General features: G+C 62.9%; 15 protein-coding genes. 11 read left to right on the top strand and 4 right to left on the bottom strand.

All coding sequences use genetic code 11. From position 1 onward, the window contains the following. Positions 1–39: 39 nt before the first annotated feature. Positions 40–891 carry a LysR substrate-binding domain-containing protein gene (locus tag FNZ07_RS05565; protein WP_091012278.1) on the top strand — a complete coding sequence of 284 codons (852 nt, stop codon included), beginning with the start codon at positions 40–42 and terminating at the stop codon, positions 889–891. A gap of 143 nt (positions 892–1,034) precedes the next feature. Continuing rightward, on the top strand, positions 1,035–2,255 hold the full coding sequence (locus FNZ07_RS05560) for a winged helix-turn-helix domain-containing protein (protein WP_091012275.1): 1,221 nt from the start codon (positions 1,035–1,037) through the stop codon (positions 2,253–2,255). 59 nt (positions 2,256–2,314) lie between these two features. Here FNZ07_RS05560 and FNZ07_RS05555 read toward each other — a convergent pair whose 3' ends face one another. After that, positions 2,315–2,566 (bottom strand): hypothetical protein, encoded by a 252-nt coding sequence (locus FNZ07_RS05555; protein WP_091012854.1) that lies wholly within the window; start codon positions 2,564–2,566, stop codon positions 2,315–2,317. An 86-nt stretch (positions 2,567–2,652) separates the two neighbouring features. Beyond that, positions 2,653–3,126, bottom strand: coding sequence for an Lrp/AsnC family transcriptional regulator (locus tag FNZ07_RS05550; RefSeq protein ID WP_091012851.1), 474 nt, complete (start codon positions 3,124–3,126; stop codon positions 2,653–2,655). A gap of 152 nt (positions 3,127–3,278) precedes the next feature. Between FNZ07_RS05550 and FNZ07_RS05545 the strand changes: the two genes are divergently transcribed. Together FNZ07_RS05545 and FNZ07_RS05540 are read left to right on the top strand one after the other, a co-directional pair. Then, on the top strand, positions 3,279–4,460 hold the full coding sequence (locus FNZ07_RS05545) for a M20 aminoacylase family protein (protein ID WP_091012273.1): 1,182 nt from the start codon (positions 3,279–3,281) through the stop codon (positions 4,458–4,460). Positions 4,461–4,485: 25 nt separating this feature from the next. Continuing rightward, complete coding sequence (locus FNZ07_RS05540) at positions 4,486–5,721, top strand: diaminopropionate ammonia-lyase (protein ID WP_091012270.1); 1,236 nt, start codon at positions 4,486–4,488, stop codon at positions 5,719–5,721. Positions 5,722–5,833: 112 nt separating this feature from the next. Here FNZ07_RS05540 and FNZ07_RS05535 read toward each other — a convergent pair whose 3' ends face one another. Next, positions 5,834–6,706 carry a LysR family transcriptional regulator gene (locus tag FNZ07_RS05535; protein WP_091012268.1) on the bottom strand — a complete coding sequence of 291 codons (873 nt, stop codon included), beginning with the start codon at positions 6,704–6,706 and terminating at the stop codon, positions 5,834–5,836. 146 nt (positions 6,707–6,852) lie between these two features. Between FNZ07_RS05535 and FNZ07_RS05530 the strand changes: the two genes are divergently transcribed. Continuing rightward, positions 6,853–8,292, top strand: a complete 1,440-nt coding sequence (locus tag FNZ07_RS05530) for an MFS transporter (protein WP_091012266.1) — start codon at positions 6,853–6,855, stop codon at positions 8,290–8,292. A gap of 116 nt (positions 8,293–8,408) precedes the next feature. Here FNZ07_RS05530 and FNZ07_RS05525 read toward each other — a convergent pair whose 3' ends face one another. Continuing rightward, positions 8,409–9,308 carry a DMT family transporter gene (locus tag FNZ07_RS05525; RefSeq protein ID WP_091012263.1) on the bottom strand — a complete coding sequence of 300 codons (900 nt, stop codon included), beginning with the start codon at positions 9,306–9,308 and terminating at the stop codon, positions 8,409–8,411. A 139-nt stretch (positions 9,309–9,447) separates the two neighbouring features. On the opposite strand from FNZ07_RS05525, the gene FNZ07_RS05520 reads away from it, so the two are divergent. The 6 genes from FNZ07_RS05520 (at position 9,448) to FNZ07_RS05495 (ending at position 14,071) form a co-directional block, all read left to right on the top strand. Further along, complete coding sequence (locus tag FNZ07_RS05520) at positions 9,448–10,410, top strand: helix-turn-helix domain-containing protein (protein WP_091012261.1); 963 nt, start codon at positions 9,448–9,450, stop codon at positions 10,408–10,410. 237 nt (positions 10,411–10,647) lie between these two features. After that, the gene (locus FNZ07_RS05515; protein WP_091012258.1) at positions 10,648–11,778 is read left to right on the top strand and encodes an aminotransferase; all 1,131 of its coding nucleotides are present in this window, start codon (positions 10,648–10,650) and stop codon (positions 11,776–11,778) included. Positions 11,779–11,784: 6 nt separating this feature from the next. Next, positions 11,785–12,741 (top strand): threonine/serine dehydratase, encoded by a 957-nt coding sequence (locus FNZ07_RS05510; protein WP_091012256.1) that lies wholly within the window; start codon positions 11,785–11,787, stop codon positions 12,739–12,741. 55 nt (positions 12,742–12,796) lie between these two features. Next, positions 12,797–13,249 (top strand): hypothetical protein, encoded by a 453-nt coding sequence (locus tag FNZ07_RS05505; RefSeq protein ID WP_091012254.1) that lies wholly within the window; start codon positions 12,797–12,799, stop codon positions 13,247–13,249. Positions 13,250–13,394: 145 nt separating this feature from the next. Then, positions 13,395–13,649 carry a type II toxin-antitoxin system prevent-host-death family antitoxin gene (locus FNZ07_RS05500; protein ID WP_091012252.1) on the top strand — a complete coding sequence of 85 codons (255 nt, stop codon included), beginning with the start codon at positions 13,395–13,397 and terminating at the stop codon, positions 13,647–13,649. Then, the gene (locus FNZ07_RS05495; protein WP_091012249.1) at positions 13,646–14,071 is read left to right on the top strand and encodes a type II toxin-antitoxin system VapC family toxin; all 426 of its coding nucleotides are present in this window, start codon (positions 13,646–13,648) and stop codon (positions 14,069–14,071) included. Before FNZ07_RS05500 ends, FNZ07_RS05495 begins: the two co-directional genes overlap by 4 nt. The last annotated feature ends 10 nt before the right edge of the window (positions 14,072–14,081 follow it).

Raw genomic sequence — 14,081 nt, 5'->3', positions numbered from 1 at the left:
GGGATAAACTTAACAAATTATTAAGATTTTCTTTTTAACATGAAGAAACTCGATCTCGACGTGCTGGAGATGGTGGTGACAGTCGCCGACGTGGGCTCGTTTGCCCGCGCTGCCGAGCTCATCCATCGTTCGTCCTCGGCTGTCAGCCAGCAGGTCAAAACGCTCGAAGACGCATTGGGTAAGCCGATCTTCACGCGAACCACGCGCAACGTCACGCTCACGCACGACGGCAGCGTGCTGGTCGAATACGGCCGCAAGATGCTTGCGATGCGTGCGGAAGCATGGGCGACGGTGGTGCGGCCGGAGGTGCGCGGCAGCGTGACGATCGGCGTACCCGACGACTACGCTTCGTCATTGCTGCCGCCGGTGCTGCGTCGCTTCGCGGTGGCGCATCCGCGCGTGGAGATTCGCGTGATCGGGATGCAAACCACCGCGCTCGTGCCCTTGCTGAAGGACAACACACTTGACCTCGCATGCTTCACACGACCGAAAGGCATCGTGTGCGAGAAGATCCGCAATGAACCGATGGTGTGGGCCGCGGCCCGCGGTTTTCGCTCGGTGTGGACGGACCGCCCGCTTCCGCTGGCCGTGTTCGAGCACGGCAGCACGGCACGCGCGCATGCCATTCGCGCGCTCGAGAAAGCGCGCATCGAGTACTGGATGTCGTCGGAGAGTCCGAGTCTGCTCGGACTGCTCTCGGTGGTCGAAGCCGGGCTCGCCATTGCTCCGCTCCCCAAATGCAGCGTGCCGCCGCACCTGCTTCATCTGGGCGAAGCCGAAGGTTTGCCGCCTCTGGAGGATGTCGAAATCGTCCTTGCGCGGAGCGCGCGGTCGGCACGCCCGCCCTGCGATTTCCTCGCCGAGCAATTGATGCGGGACCTTCGTTCGTGAGCACGACGTCTGCGCGAACGCGTGGCGATCCAGTCGCACGTGGCCCATCGCATACGCGCCGTTCACGCTAAAGTAACGCTTGTCCCGCACGGCAACCGGCCCACCGCCGGCGCCGCCGCATCCGTCAACCACCGATCGCCCGCGTGAACACTCTTCCTCTCTCCGCCGCCCGCACGCTACATCTCGCCGCCCAGGGCCTGCTAACGCCGCCGCGCCGCAAGGCGACCAAGCCCGACGTACTCGCCGCGATCCGGCAGATGGCGCAACTGCAGATCGACACGATTCACGTCGTCGCGCGCAGCCCCTACCTCGTGCTGTTCAGCCGGCTCGGGCCGTATCTGCCGCAGTGGCTCGACGAACATCTCGCTGAAGGCAGCCTGTTCGAATACTGGTCGCATGAAGCGTGTTTCGTGCCGATCGAGGACTACGGTCTGCTACGTCACCGGATGCTCGATCCGTCCGGGATGGGCTGGAAATACGCCGCTGACTGGCACAAGAAGTATCGGCGCGATATCGCCAAGCTGCTTGAGCACATCCGCGCAACTGGCCCGGTACGTTCCGCCGATTTCGCGCGCGAGGGCGGCACAGGCAGCGGCTGGTGGGACTGGAAGCCCGAGAAGCGGCATCTCGAAGTGCTGTTCGCGATCGGCCACCTGATGGTCGCGGAGCGGCGCAATTTCCAGCGCGTCTACGACCTCACCGAGCGTGTGCTGCCTGGCTGGGACGACGCACTCCATCTTCAGCCCGTCGACGTCGTCGAGCAAACACTGCTGAACCGCAGTTGTCGCTCGCTGGGCGTGGTTCGCGCCGACTGGGTCGCCGATTACTACCGCTTGCCGCGTCGTCCGTACACCGATGCGCTGCACGCGCTCGCGGATGCGGGCGAGTTGCTGCCGGTGCGCGTCGACGGATGGAAGCAGGATACGTTCGTACATCGCGAGCTGGCGCCGCTCATCGACGACGCAACTAGTGGGCGCCTCGCGTCGACGGTGACGACCGTGCTGTCGCCATTCGATCCGGTTGTGTGGGACCGCAAGCGGGCGGCCGCGTTGTTCGATTTCGACTATGTGATCGAGTGCTATACGCCTGCTGAGAAGCGCAAGTACGGTTATTTCGTGCTGCCGCTGCTAAGCCGCGGCAAGCTGGTCGGGCGGGTCGATGCGAAGGCGCATCGCGCGAGCGGCGTGTTCGAACTGAAGTCGGTGCATCTCGAGGAAGGCGTGCGTGAAAGCGGTCGCTTGATAGCAGATCTCAAACGCGCATTGCAGCGCTGCGCGCAATGGCACGGCACGCCGCAATTGCAGATCACGTCTGCGCCGGCGGCGCTAAAGGCAGCGCTGCTCGCCGACGACGAGAGCGAGTAAGCTGCTGCGTCGTCGCTGATAGCAGGCGGTCTACGCACCGCCTGCATGAAGCTCCGGCGTTAAAGCTTCGTGCGCAGTTCGCGTGCGGATTCGAGCAGATCTTCGTAACCGGAGCGTGCATGCTCGGGCAGGTCGGGGTCGCCGACCAGCGTGCCCAGGCTTTCGATCAGGCCATACAGAAGACCCTTCGCGGCGCTCGTCGCGATGCTGCCGGACGAAACCAGTTTGTCGATATGAGTGACTGCCGCATCGAGATGTTCGAGATCGGGACGTTCGCCCGCTTCCTGCTTGTCTGGGACATCGCGCGTCATGATGGTACGGCTCTCCTTCCAGGCTGCGTTGAATGGATACGTGATGGTGTTATATACCGATCGCGGGTAGTCGTCCATTCGGCGCATTAGTCGGACGGTTCGTCGAGTGCGATCTTCGTTTCGAATTTCGAGCAGTTCATCGCAAAGTTGCTTTTGAAATTGCGCACGTTGTTGTTCGACGAGAAAACGCGTCGCGTAAACGCGTGATAAGCATCCATCGATGTCGAATTGACGATCAGCATGAAATCGAATTCTCCGGATACTTCGTAGCAGGCCATCACGTCGGCTTCCGCGGCCATTCTCTTTTCGAATGCGCGCAGCAGTGCGTTGTTCTGCCGATCGAGTTCGACGGAGACAAACGCGGTTAGCGCACGGCCCACGCGCATGCGGTCGACGATCGCGACCTGCCGGATCAGTACGCCGTCTGCCTTCAACTGGTTGATACGCCGCTGGCATGTCGCCACCGAGCTATGCACACGCTCCGCCAGCGCGCGCAGCGGCATCGATGCGTCCTCCTGCAGCAGGTTCAGTATCTGCACATCGAGACGATCGAGCGTCATCGCAGCCTCTAGTCCGTGTAATCCGATGAGCGGATTTTCCATCGTCGCATGCAACTGTGCAAAGTTTTCTCATTGAGCTGGTATTTGCTGGGAAAACGTCTCATGGACCGCTTTTATACTCGTTGCACCATTCCTTTTCCGGAGTCGTCGTCATGAGCACTGCAACCTCGTTCGAGCAGCAACTGACGCAATGGCGTCACGGCCTGCACCGTCATCCGGAAACCGGCTTCGAGGAAGCGCACACGTCGGACTTCGTCACGCAGGTGTTAAGCGAACTCGGCATGGAAGTGCATCGCGGCATCGGTAAAACAGGGCTGGTCGCGAGTCTGACACTCGGTAGCGGCCGCGGCGTAATCGGTTTGCGTGCCGAGATGGACGCGCTGAACATCGCCGAGGATGCAACCGCCCGCCCCTACGCATCGCAGATCGCCGGTAAGTCGCACGCGTGCGGACACGACGGTCACATGACGATGATTCTCGGCGCCGCACAACTGCTGTGCGAGCGGCGCGACTTCGACGGCACCGTGCGCTTCATCTTCCAGCCGGCGGAAGAACATGGCCGCGGCGCGAAAGCAATGATCGACGATGGCCTGTTCGAGCGTTTTCCCGTCGACGAGATCTACGGCGTGCACAACATGCCTGGCATGCCGGCAGGACACATCGCCACGCGCGTGGGCGGCATCATGGCCAGCGAAGACAACTTCACGATCCACGTGAAGGGGCGCGGCACGCACGCGGCGCGGCCGCACATGGGTGTCGATCCGATCGTGATTGCCGCGCAGATCGTGCTCGCGTTGCAAACCATCGTGTCGCGCACGCTCGACCCAGGCGTGCCCGCCGTGATCTCGTGCACCGAGATTCTCACCGACGGCATCCGCAATGCGATTCCGGGCAACGTGATCATCAAGGGCGATACGCGCAGCTATACGCCGGAGGTGCAGGCGCTGCTCGAAAAACGCATGCGTGAAATCAGCGAGGGATTGTGCGCGTTAAACGGCGCGCAATGCACGTTCGAGTACACGCACGAGTTCGCGCCGACGGTGAACTGGGAAAGCTGTGTGCCGACCGTCGTCGAAGCGGCGACACGCATCGTCGGAGCGGAGCGTGTCGAGGCGAACATCCAGCCGATGATGATCTCCGAAGACTTCGGCGCCTTCCTGCGTGTCGTGCCGGGTGCCTTTGCGTTTATCGGCAACGGCGATGGTAGTGGCGATGGCCGCGGTAGCACGCCGCTGCACAACGCGCACTACGACTTCAACGACGATGTGCTGGTAACCGGCGCGCGCTACTTCGCGGAAATTGCGCGCCTGCGATTGCCGCGCCTCGCACAGTAAATCGAAACCACCTGTACAAGACGATATGACGACGTTCATCACCAACCCGCAAGCCGTGCGCGACACCTATGACGCAGCGCTGCGGCAGATCATGAGTATCGAGCGCGCCGAAGAAAGCCGTCGCTGGCTCGCGCACTGGCCGATGCTTGCGTCCGGACCGACTCCGCTGTGGTCGCTACCCGATCTCGCCGCGCGCCTCGGCATCGCGCAGCTTGCGCTCAAGGATGAATCGAAGCGCGCGTCGGCTGGCAGCTTCAAGGTGCTCGGCGCACCGATCGCACTGGTGCGGTTGATCATCAGGCAGTTTGCCGCACAGGGATGGAAAGCGGCGGATCTGTTCGCCGGGCGCCACGCGGAGGCGCTCAGCAGCTTCACTGTCGTCAGCGCCACCGACGGCAATCATGGCCGCGCGCTGGCTGCCGCTGCGCAAAGCATCGGCTGCCGGTGCGTGATCGTGATTCATCGGCACGTGAGCGACGAGCGGGCTGCATCGATTGCGGCGTTCGGTGCACGCGTGATTCGCATCGACGGCAATTACGATGCGTCGGTGGTCGAGGCTGCGCGTCTTGCCGAGGAACATGGCTGGCATGTCGTGTCGGACACGTCGTGGGACGGCTACGAAGAGATTCCACGCGATGTGATGCAGGGCTACGGCACGATCGCCGCCGAAGCGATCGAACAGGCCGGCGGCGCGTCGCACGCAACCGTCTGTCCGTTTACGCACGTACTGTTGCAAGGTGGCGTGGGTGGGCTCGCCGCCGGCATCGTCAGTTATTTTGCGGAGATGTGGGGCGCGCAGCGACCGACGTTTATCGTCGTCGAGCCGCAGCAAGCCGACTGCCTGCTGCAAAGCGCGCTCGCGCAGCGCGCGGCGCTCGCGACCGGTTCGGTCGATTCGGTGATGGCCGGGCTTGCGTGCGGTGCGACTTCGCCGTTGGCGTGGCGTTTTCTGGCGCCGTCGGTGGACGGATTCATGACAGTCGATGACGACGAAGCCATCGATGCGATGCGGCTCATCGCTGCAGGCGGGCCGCGGGATGTACCGATTGTCGGCGGTGAATCGGGCGTGGCGGGACTCGCGGGCCTGATCGCGCTTGCGAATCACGTCGAGTGGCGCGAACGTGCGGCACTCGATGCAGCTTCACGTGTGTTGCTGATCAACACCGAAGGAGCAACCGCGCCGACTCTTTATCGCGAACTCGTCGGCCGTAGCGCGGACGATGTGCTTGCTGCGCAAGCGCGTCACCCTGGCAGCCGTTAAAGCGAAACGCTCAATACACCGTCCCGCAATGGCCCGTTAGCGATATGCGCGGAGATCGACCGGGTCCGCTCAAGATCGCCTCGCGTTGACGCAGAACGCACACCGTCCGCACTCAATGCGCGAGCGAAGCAAACTCGTCGGTCACGGCCGCGATCAACGCCTGCATCCGCGCGGTCTTATACAGGTCGGCATGCGCGACGAGCCACGCATCGAAGCGATCGGTGCGCTGCGGCATCACGCGCACCAGCTGCGGCTCGTGGTCGGCACGAAAGCACGGCAACTCGGTCACACCGAGCCCGGCGCAGGCGGCCTCGAACAGCATCATCGTCGACGAGGTCTGAAACACCACGCGCCCCCGCGTCGTCGGCTCGCCGCATAGCGCGTCCCACATCGACGGCACGACTGGCTGCTCGTACATCACGAGGTCGTGTCCTTCGAACGCTTCGCCTTCACGCGGCTCGCCACGCGCCGCCACATACGAATGCGACGCGTAGAGACCCGCTTCGAGCTGGGCCAGCCGCCGCGCGATCAGGTCCGGCGCGTCGGGCCGCAGCGTGCGGATCGCGAGATCGGCCTCGCGTCGCGTCAGGTTGGCGATGGCCGGCGAAGTCAGACAGACGATGTCGATGCCTGGATGCTCCTTGCGTACCCGCGCGATGGCGGGAATGACGAAGCGCTTCGCCAGCGAATCGGTCGTCGCGACGCGGATCGTGCCGGACAGCTGGTCGTCGAGCCCCGCGACGCGACGCTCGATCTGCAACGCAGCCTGCTCCATCGATTCGGCCGGTTCCAGCAACGCCTCGCCCGCCGGCGTCAGCACGTATAACGTCGGCGTGCGCAGGAAGAGCCGCGCGGCCAGCGTTTCTTCGAGCGCGGCAATGCGCCTGCCGACCGTCGCCTGATCGACGCTCAGGCGCGCCGCCGCGCCGCGCAGCGTGCCCACCCGCGCTACGGCCAGAAAATAGCGTGCGTTGTCCCAGTTCATCGTCTTCCGCCTCCTTGCGCGGGGTCTTGCACGTCCCGACGTACCCTCGCCCGATGATGCAATTCTGCATCATATACCTGCGAAATCACTGCTTTATTGCATCGCAGAACGTTTGTAGACTGCAGGCTATGAATCAGGAACCCGCCATGGCCGATTGCGCACTTGCCCCGCTGTCTCCTGCTACGACGTCGACCGACGACGCCGCGGCACGCCGCATCGCCAACCAGCGCCGCCTGACGCTCGCACTCGTCGCGAGCGGCATGTTCATGGCGGTGCTCGACACGACAATCGTCAACGTCGCACTGCCCGCACTGCGCGCCGATCTGCACGCGAGCGTCGGCGGGCTCGCGTGGATCGTCGATGCGTACACGCTGAGCTTTGCCGCGCTGATCCTCGCCGGCGGTCTCGCCTCCGATCGCTTCGGCGCGAAAACCGTCTACCTGTGGGGCCTGGCGCTGTTCGTCGGAGCATCCGCGGCGTGCGGACTGGCGCCGACGGTCGGCCCGCTGATCGTCGCGCGCTTCGTGCAAGGCATGGGCGCCGCGCTGTTCCTGCCGGCATCGCTGGCAATCGTGCGCAGCACGTTCGAAGACCCACGCGAACGGGCCCGCGCGATTGCGATGTGGGCCGGCATTGCATCGGTGGCGGCGTCGATTGGACCGGTCGCGGGTGGCGTGCTGGTGGACGGCTTCGGCTGGCGCAGCGCGTTTCTGATCAATGTACCGACCGGCCTCGCCGCGCTTGCGGGCGCGTGGATCGTCGTGCGAAGTGCCACACGCAGCCGCGCGCGACGCTTCGACTGGGGCGGTCAGCTCGCGAGCATGGTCGCGCTCGGTGCACTCTGCTACGCCGCCATCGAGCTGCCGACCCGCGGCCCCGCGTCACGCGAAGTCTGGGTGGCGGCACTCGTCGCGGGGCTTGCCGCACTGACGCTGATCGCCGTCGAACGGCGCGCGCACGATCCCATGGTGCCGGTGCGCTGGTTCCGCAATCGCGTGTTCGTCGCGATGAACCTGGCCGGCACGCTCGTCTATATCGGCTACTTCGGGTTGCTGTTCGTGCTGAGTCTGTATCTGCATGGCGAGCTCGGGCTCAATGCGCGGCAGACCGGGCTTACGTTGCTGCCGCTCGCAGCAAGCCTGTCGCTCGGCAACCTGCTGTCGGGCAAGCTGCATGGTCGTTTCAGCGCGACTCAACTGATGGCGAGCGGCCTTGGACTCGCCGCGTGTGCTGTCCCCGCGATGGCCGCACTGCTCGAGGCGCACGCGCCGTGGCTGCTGGTGTACGGCACGATGGTCGCCTTCGGTATGGGCACGGCGCTGTCAGTTGCACCGATGATCTCGACCGTACTCGAACAGGTGCCCGCTGAACTGGCCGGTGTGGCGTCGGGTCTGCTCAACGCGTTGCGTCAGTCGGGCAGTCTGTTCGGCGTCGCGATCGCGGGGGCTGCGACGATTCTCGCGCCGCATCTTTCGGTGGCGTTGTGGGTGGTGGGCGCGGTGGGTTTTACGACCTATGCGATCGCTGCGATGGTGGCCGGCACGGCTACGGCGACTACGGCGAGCAAGCGGAATGCCGCGCGGTAATCGCGTGAGCTTGCGCGCGGAGATCCGTAGCTAGACCTCCATACGCACAACTCCCGAACCTTCTCACCTTTGGCGTCCGGCCACGCTACTGCGCGCAGATTCACGTGGCCTGCGATCTACCGTGACACAGCCGGCCGCGCAAAGAACCGCCGCGTCAGATTAAATGCAACGAGGTTGCCGGCAACGACGAGCACGAGACCGAGCACGGCGAGCGCCGACCACTGGTAGCCCTCGAATACCGTCGATACCGCAAGCGCAACGATCGGAAACAACACGGTGCAGTATGCCGCGCGCTCCGGCCCGATCCGCCCGACGAGCGTCAGATACGCAGTGAAACCAATCACCGAACCCGGCACCGCGAGATATGCAAGCGCGCCCAGATAGCGCGCAGTCGGCTCGACCGTGAACGGCAGACCCGCAAGCGCACTGCCAACGGTCAGCACGACGGCACCGATCAGCATTGCCCAGCTATTGGTGACGAGCGGATGCAACCCCATCGACTGCATCCGGCTCGACAGCAGATTGCCCGCCGAAAAGCACAGCGTGCCGAGAAACGCGATGCCAAGGCCGAGCCACGTAGCGTGGTCGCCGATGTGGCCGGCCATCTGTTGCAGGAACAGGCACACGATACCGGCAAGGCCGAGCAACGCGCCGACGATCGCCGCCGGTTGCAGCGGCCGCCCCATGAACAACCGGCCATTGAGCGAATTCAACAGCGGCGCCGTGGAAAACACGACCGCTACGAGACCGCTCGGCACGACCTGCTCCGCGTAGTAGAAGCACAGGAAATTCACGCAGAACAACGCGAGGCCCTGCGCGACGAGAAAGCGCCATGCCTCGCGCGGCGGGAGCACAGGCCGACGCATCACACGCAGCAGCGCGAACAGCACTGCCGCGGCGAGCCAGAAGCGCCACGCAATCGACACCGGCGGCGCCACGACGCCAAGCTGCCACTTGATGGCAATCCAGGTGGTGCCCCAGATCAGGACGGTCAGCGCGTAGAGCGAAAGATTCATGACGGCTTGCGGTAAAAGGCCCCGGACAATCCCGGAGTACGACTATGCGCCGCACGCGGTCGGGCCGCTTGTCCAGGATTGCGCACTTTTTCGTCGACGCGGGCAGTGCTGACAGCTCACGCTCTATACTTCACCCATCATGTCCCGCCGCTCATCGCCTCCCGCTCCCGACGCCGTTTTGCTGCCTGCCGGAGCGCCCATTCCGCAAGCCGGTTCCGCCGATACCCCGTTCGGCCTGCAATCGGTATGTCATACGCTGCGCGACGCCAACGCAACGCTCGAACGTTTTGCATGGCTCGGCGACCACCTGGCCGTCGCCGAATGGACACGCCTCACCGAGGAAGCGGAAACCGTCTACGAACAGCCTGGCCATCACACGCTGTCGTGCTATCTGGACGGCGGCTACCGCACCGAGCGCCAGAAGCTGCCGGGCCGCTTCGGCGCGCCGAGCCGTCTGTGCGCGCTGCCCGGCGATCACGAATCGCGCTGGTGGGTGCGCGGCCATATGCACTTCATCCATCTGTACTTCCTGCCCGAGCATTTCACGCAGCGCGCCGTTCAGGAACTGGATCGCGAGCCGCGCGAAATGACGCTTGCCGATCGCACTTACTTTGAGGATGCGCGTATCGCCAGCTTGTGTCAGTCGCTGGTGTTCGAGCAGTGGGATGATCCGGACGGGCGGCTGCGGACCAACGAAACAGCACACGAAGTATTGAGTTTGTTGCTGCGTTCGCAGGGGGTGCGCCGGATCGGCGCGGCATTGAAGGGCGGGTTGTCGGTGGCGATACGCCGCAGGCTGCGTGACTACATCGATAGTCATTTGACGCAACCGATTACGCTCGGTGAGCTTGCCGGTGTGGCCGGTTTGTCGGAATTTCACTTTGCGCGGATGTTTCGCACATCGTTCGGTTTGCCACCGCATGCGTGGATTGCGCAGCAGCGTCTGGAACGTGCACGTACGCTGTTGCGTACGACCGCGCTTCCGCTAGTGCAGGTTGCTGCGGAGTGTGGGTATGCGAATGCCAGCCACTTTAGTCACCGGTTTCGCGAGGCGTTTGGGGTTGCGCCGGTGGTTTTTCGGCAGGCTGTGCAGGCGGCTTGATACGAGTGGCCTGTGTGGCTGTTCGCTTGAAAATTCGCCGGGTTCGACTACGCACTTCTTCCGTCTTTTCTGCCCGGTGCCTGTTGCCGCGGCCCGTCCACGACCGCTTCGACACGATTTATTCTAATTCGTCCATTTGAGACTTTTCGTCTATACTCGTTCGCTTATACGTCGCGAGCTACGTACGACGGCATATGCAAGCAACGAAACGCGTACCCAACCGGTGAGGCAGAAGTCATGAAGATCAGGGAATTCGGTGTCGAGCGCTGGATGGATCAGTACGAAAACCACTGCGAGCTGAATCTGGCCGAAACCTGTGTGGAATCGCTGACTGTCGAAGAGCTGCTCGATCTCGCTGGCAAGAAGGATGCGATCCTCGCCGACGTGTTGCCGATGAGGCTGACCTACGGAGCCATCGACGGTACCGAGCGGCTCCGTTCAAACGTCGCGTCGTTGTATGAGAAGCAAGCCGTGCCGAACGTGCTGATCACACACGGTGCGATCAGCGCGAACGCGCTGGTCTACGAAACGCTCGTCGAACCCGGCGATCACGTCATCTCGGTGTTGCCCACGTACCAGCAGCACTATTCGATTCCGGAGAGCTATGGCGCGCAGGTGGAGATTCTGCGACTGCGTCCCGAGAACGGTTTCCTGCCCGACCTCGACGAACTCAAGCGCATGATCCGGCCCGACACGCGGCTCATCGCGATCAACAATCCGAACAACCCCACCGGCTCGCTAATGGAGCGGCCGTTCCTCGAAGCGCTCGTCGCGATTGCGCGGTCCTGCGGCGCGTACATTCTGTGCGATGAGGTCTATCGCGGCACCGATCAGCATGGTGACGGCTTCACCGCATCGGTTGCGGACCTGTACGAAAAGGGCATCAGCACCGGCAGCATGTCGAAGACGTGGTCGCTGGCGGGCCTGCGGGTAGGCTGGATCGTCGCGCCGGTCGAACTGATCGGCCGCGTGCAGATTCACCGCGACTACAACACGATCAGCGTCGGCATGCTCAACGATCTGTTCGCGTCGATTGCGCTGGAAAATCGCGCCGCCCTGCTGAAGCGTAATCACGAGATTCTGCGCACCAACCTCGCGGTGCTCGATGCGTGGATCGCTAAAGAACCCGTGCTCTCGTATGTGAAACCGAAGTCCGGAACGACGGCGCTGGTGCGCGTCGATCTGCCGGTTTCGTCGCGTGACTTCTGCGTTGCGTTGCTGGAGAAGACTGGCGTGATGTTCACGCCCGGTAGCGCGCTCGATATGGAAGGCTACGTGCGCATCGGTTATACCAACAGCCGTGCGGTGCTCGAAGCGGGACTCGCACGCGTCTCCGAATTTTTGACGACGTACGCCGCATCGAGGTAAGCGACCATGGATCAACTGTACGAGCGCATCGTCGAAGCCCATCGCGCGATCCGGCCGCAGGTTGCAGTGACGCCGCTCACGCATAGTCCGCTGCTGTCCGCCGCGACCGGCTGCGACGTGTACCTCAAGTGTGAACATCTGCAGCACACGGGCTCGTTCAAGTTCCGTGGCGCGACGAACAAGCTGCGCCTGCTCGATCCCGTGTTGCGTCGTAACGGCATCGCCGCTGTGTCGACCGGTAATCACGGTCAGGGTGTGGCACTGGCCGGCAAGCTCGCCGGTGTGCCGGTCACTGTGTACGCATCGGTTGCTGCATCGCCTGTAAAGCTCGAAGCAATGCGGGCGCTCGGCGCGAACGTCGTGACAATCGATGCCTCGACACTCGAAGTCGAACTCGAAGCCGCGCGTCGCGCGCAACGCGATGGCCTGCCGTTCGTGCCGCCGTACAACGACATCGATGTGATCGCCGGACAAGGCACGATCGGTATCGAACTCGCGGAGCAACATTCACAGCTTGCGGCGGTGTTCGCATCGGTGGGCGGCGGCGGAATGATCTCGGGCATCGGCGCCGCGCTCGAACAGGCGAGCCCGGCTACCGATATCGTCGGTTGCTGGCCAACCAACGCACCGGCGCTCTATCGATGCCTGGAGGCCGGCAAGGTGATCGACGTCGACGAGACCGATACGATCTCGGACGGCACGGCGGGCGGTGTCGAGCCTGGTGCGATCACGTTCGCGCTTGCGCAGCGTTTGATCGACAGGACGGTGCTGGTTTCGGAAGACGAGATCAAGGCTGCGATGAAACGCCTTGCGCAGACCGATCGCTGGATGGTCGAAGGCGCGGCCGGCGTCGCGCTCGCGAGCATGCTGCGAAGTGCTGCTGCCTATCGCGGCAAGGCAGTCGCGGTCGTTCTATGCGGGCGTAACATCATGCTCGACAAGTTCGTCGCGGCGGTCAAATAAAGGTTTGCTGTAGCGAACACTTTCTATCGAGACAAATTCATCCGGGGTGAAGAACATGGTCGACCTTGCGACAGTCCTTTCAGCCAATCTTCCTGCAGCGATCGCGTGGGCGGAAGCGCAATCCCAGCTAGTTTTAAATACTGGCGCGCCATTGACGGAATCGGGCGTCGCCGATGCGAAAGCGGTCGGCGTAGCCCAACCCGAGCGAATCCGTGTGCTAGTTGTTCCCCACATGCCGCTACCGGACGACGCTGCGCTACGAGCCATCGCACTCGACACAGGGCTACTGGGACCAGACGCAATCGGACTGACACTAGGTCACACGATTTTCATCGTCGAGGGGCACGAATCGCGACAACTGTTAACGCATGAGTGCAGGCATGTCCATCAGTACGAGACTGCCGGCTCGATAGCCGCTTTCCTGCCCGTGTATTTCCAGCAGCTCGTTACGGTGGGTTATTACGATGCACCGTTCGAAGTCGACGCTCGTGAACATGAGATCGATTAGCTACTGGAAATGCAGTCGCGTAGACCTCAGCAGCACCGTTGACTCGAAGCACCACAAGGGTCAACCACGTTCAGGAAAGGTAGCCTTTCTTGCACAGTCAGCATCAATGTAGTAACATCCCTACATTATAGAGTAGAGGTGTCCCGTGAGCGTTCTGACTATGACCAGCCGCGAGTTCAACCAGTCGGCTAGTGAGGCAAAGAAGGCGTCGTTGAGCGGTCCGGTGTTCATTACGGATCGCGGTAAGCCTTCACATGTACTCTTGAGTATCGAGGAATACCGGAGGCTTGCAGGCGGCATCACGACCCTTGCCGATGCGCTCGCACAACGCGGCGAGGTTGAGGTCGAATTCGAGGTGCCGCGTGCCGGTGGTCTCTTTCGCGAGGCGGATCTTTCCTGATGTTCCTGCTCGACACCAACGTTATCTCCGAACTGCGCGTGCCGAAGCGAGCGAACATAAACGTTCTCGCCTGGGCATCTTCCCAGCCAGTCGCCGCGCAGTTTCTTTCCGCCATCACGGTTTTCGAACTCGAACTCGGCGTGTCAAAAAAAGAACGCAAAGATGCCGCCCAAGGGGCGGTCTTGCGTGCCTGGTTCGACGGTCAGGTTTTGCCTCAGTTCGCGGGCCGGGTGCTGGCATTCGACCAGGCGGTCGCCCTGCGGTGTGCGAGGCTGCATGTTCCTGATCCGCAGGCCGAGCGTGACGCAGTAATCGCGGCGACTGCGCTTGTACACGGCATGACTGTCGTTACGCGTAATACCGATGATTTCAAGGCTACCGGTGTCCCACTTTTGAATCCGTGGGAGCACAGCCTGGTATAGGAAAGGCTAT

It is taken from the genome of Paraburkholderia megapolitana (genome assembly GCF_007556815.1).
GTDB classification, from domain to species: domain Bacteria; phylum Pseudomonadota; class Gammaproteobacteria; order Burkholderiales; family Burkholderiaceae; genus Paraburkholderia; species Paraburkholderia megapolitana.
This window is presented reverse-complemented; position numbering and strand designations above follow the sequence as displayed.

What these genes read in the sequence shown, in the direction of transcription:
- FNZ07_RS05565 (WP_091012278.1), top strand. Translation starts at nt 40, where the DNA reads ATGAAGAAACTCGATCTCGACGTGCTGGAGATGGTGGTGACAGTCGCC.
- FNZ07_RS05555 (WP_091012854.1), bottom strand. Translation starts at nt 2,566, where the DNA reads ATGACGCGCGATGTCCCAGACAAGCAGGAAGCGGGCGAACGTCCCGAT.
- FNZ07_RS05550 (WP_091012851.1), bottom strand. Translation starts at nt 3,126, where the DNA reads ATGACGCTCGATCGTCTCGATGTGCAGATACTGAACCTGCTGCAGGAG.
- FNZ07_RS05545 (WP_091012273.1), top strand. Translation starts at nt 3,279, where the DNA reads ATGAGCACTGCAACCTCGTTCGAGCAGCAACTGACGCAATGGCGTCAC.
- FNZ07_RS05540 (WP_091012270.1), top strand. Translation starts at nt 4,486, where the DNA reads ATGACGACGTTCATCACCAACCCGCAAGCCGTGCGCGACACCTATGAC.
- FNZ07_RS05535 (WP_091012268.1), bottom strand. Translation starts at nt 6,706, where the DNA reads ATGAACTGGGACAACGCACGCTATTTTCTGGCCGTAGCGCGGGTGGGC.
- FNZ07_RS05530 (WP_091012266.1), top strand. Translation starts at nt 6,853, where the DNA reads ATGGCCGATTGCGCACTTGCCCCGCTGTCTCCTGCTACGACGTCGACC.
- FNZ07_RS05525 (WP_091012263.1), bottom strand. Translation starts at nt 9,308, where the DNA reads ATGAATCTTTCGCTCTACGCGCTGACCGTCCTGATCTGGGGCACCACC.
- FNZ07_RS05520 (WP_091012261.1), top strand. Translation starts at nt 9,448, where the DNA reads ATGTCCCGCCGCTCATCGCCTCCCGCTCCCGACGCCGTTTTGCTGCCT.
- FNZ07_RS05515 (WP_091012258.1), top strand. Translation starts at nt 10,648, where the DNA reads ATGAAGATCAGGGAATTCGGTGTCGAGCGCTGGATGGATCAGTACGAA.
- FNZ07_RS05510 (WP_091012256.1), top strand. Translation starts at nt 11,785, where the DNA reads ATGGATCAACTGTACGAGCGCATCGTCGAAGCCCATCGCGCGATCCGG.
- FNZ07_RS05505 (WP_091012254.1), top strand. Translation starts at nt 12,797, where the DNA reads ATGGTCGACCTTGCGACAGTCCTTTCAGCCAATCTTCCTGCAGCGATC.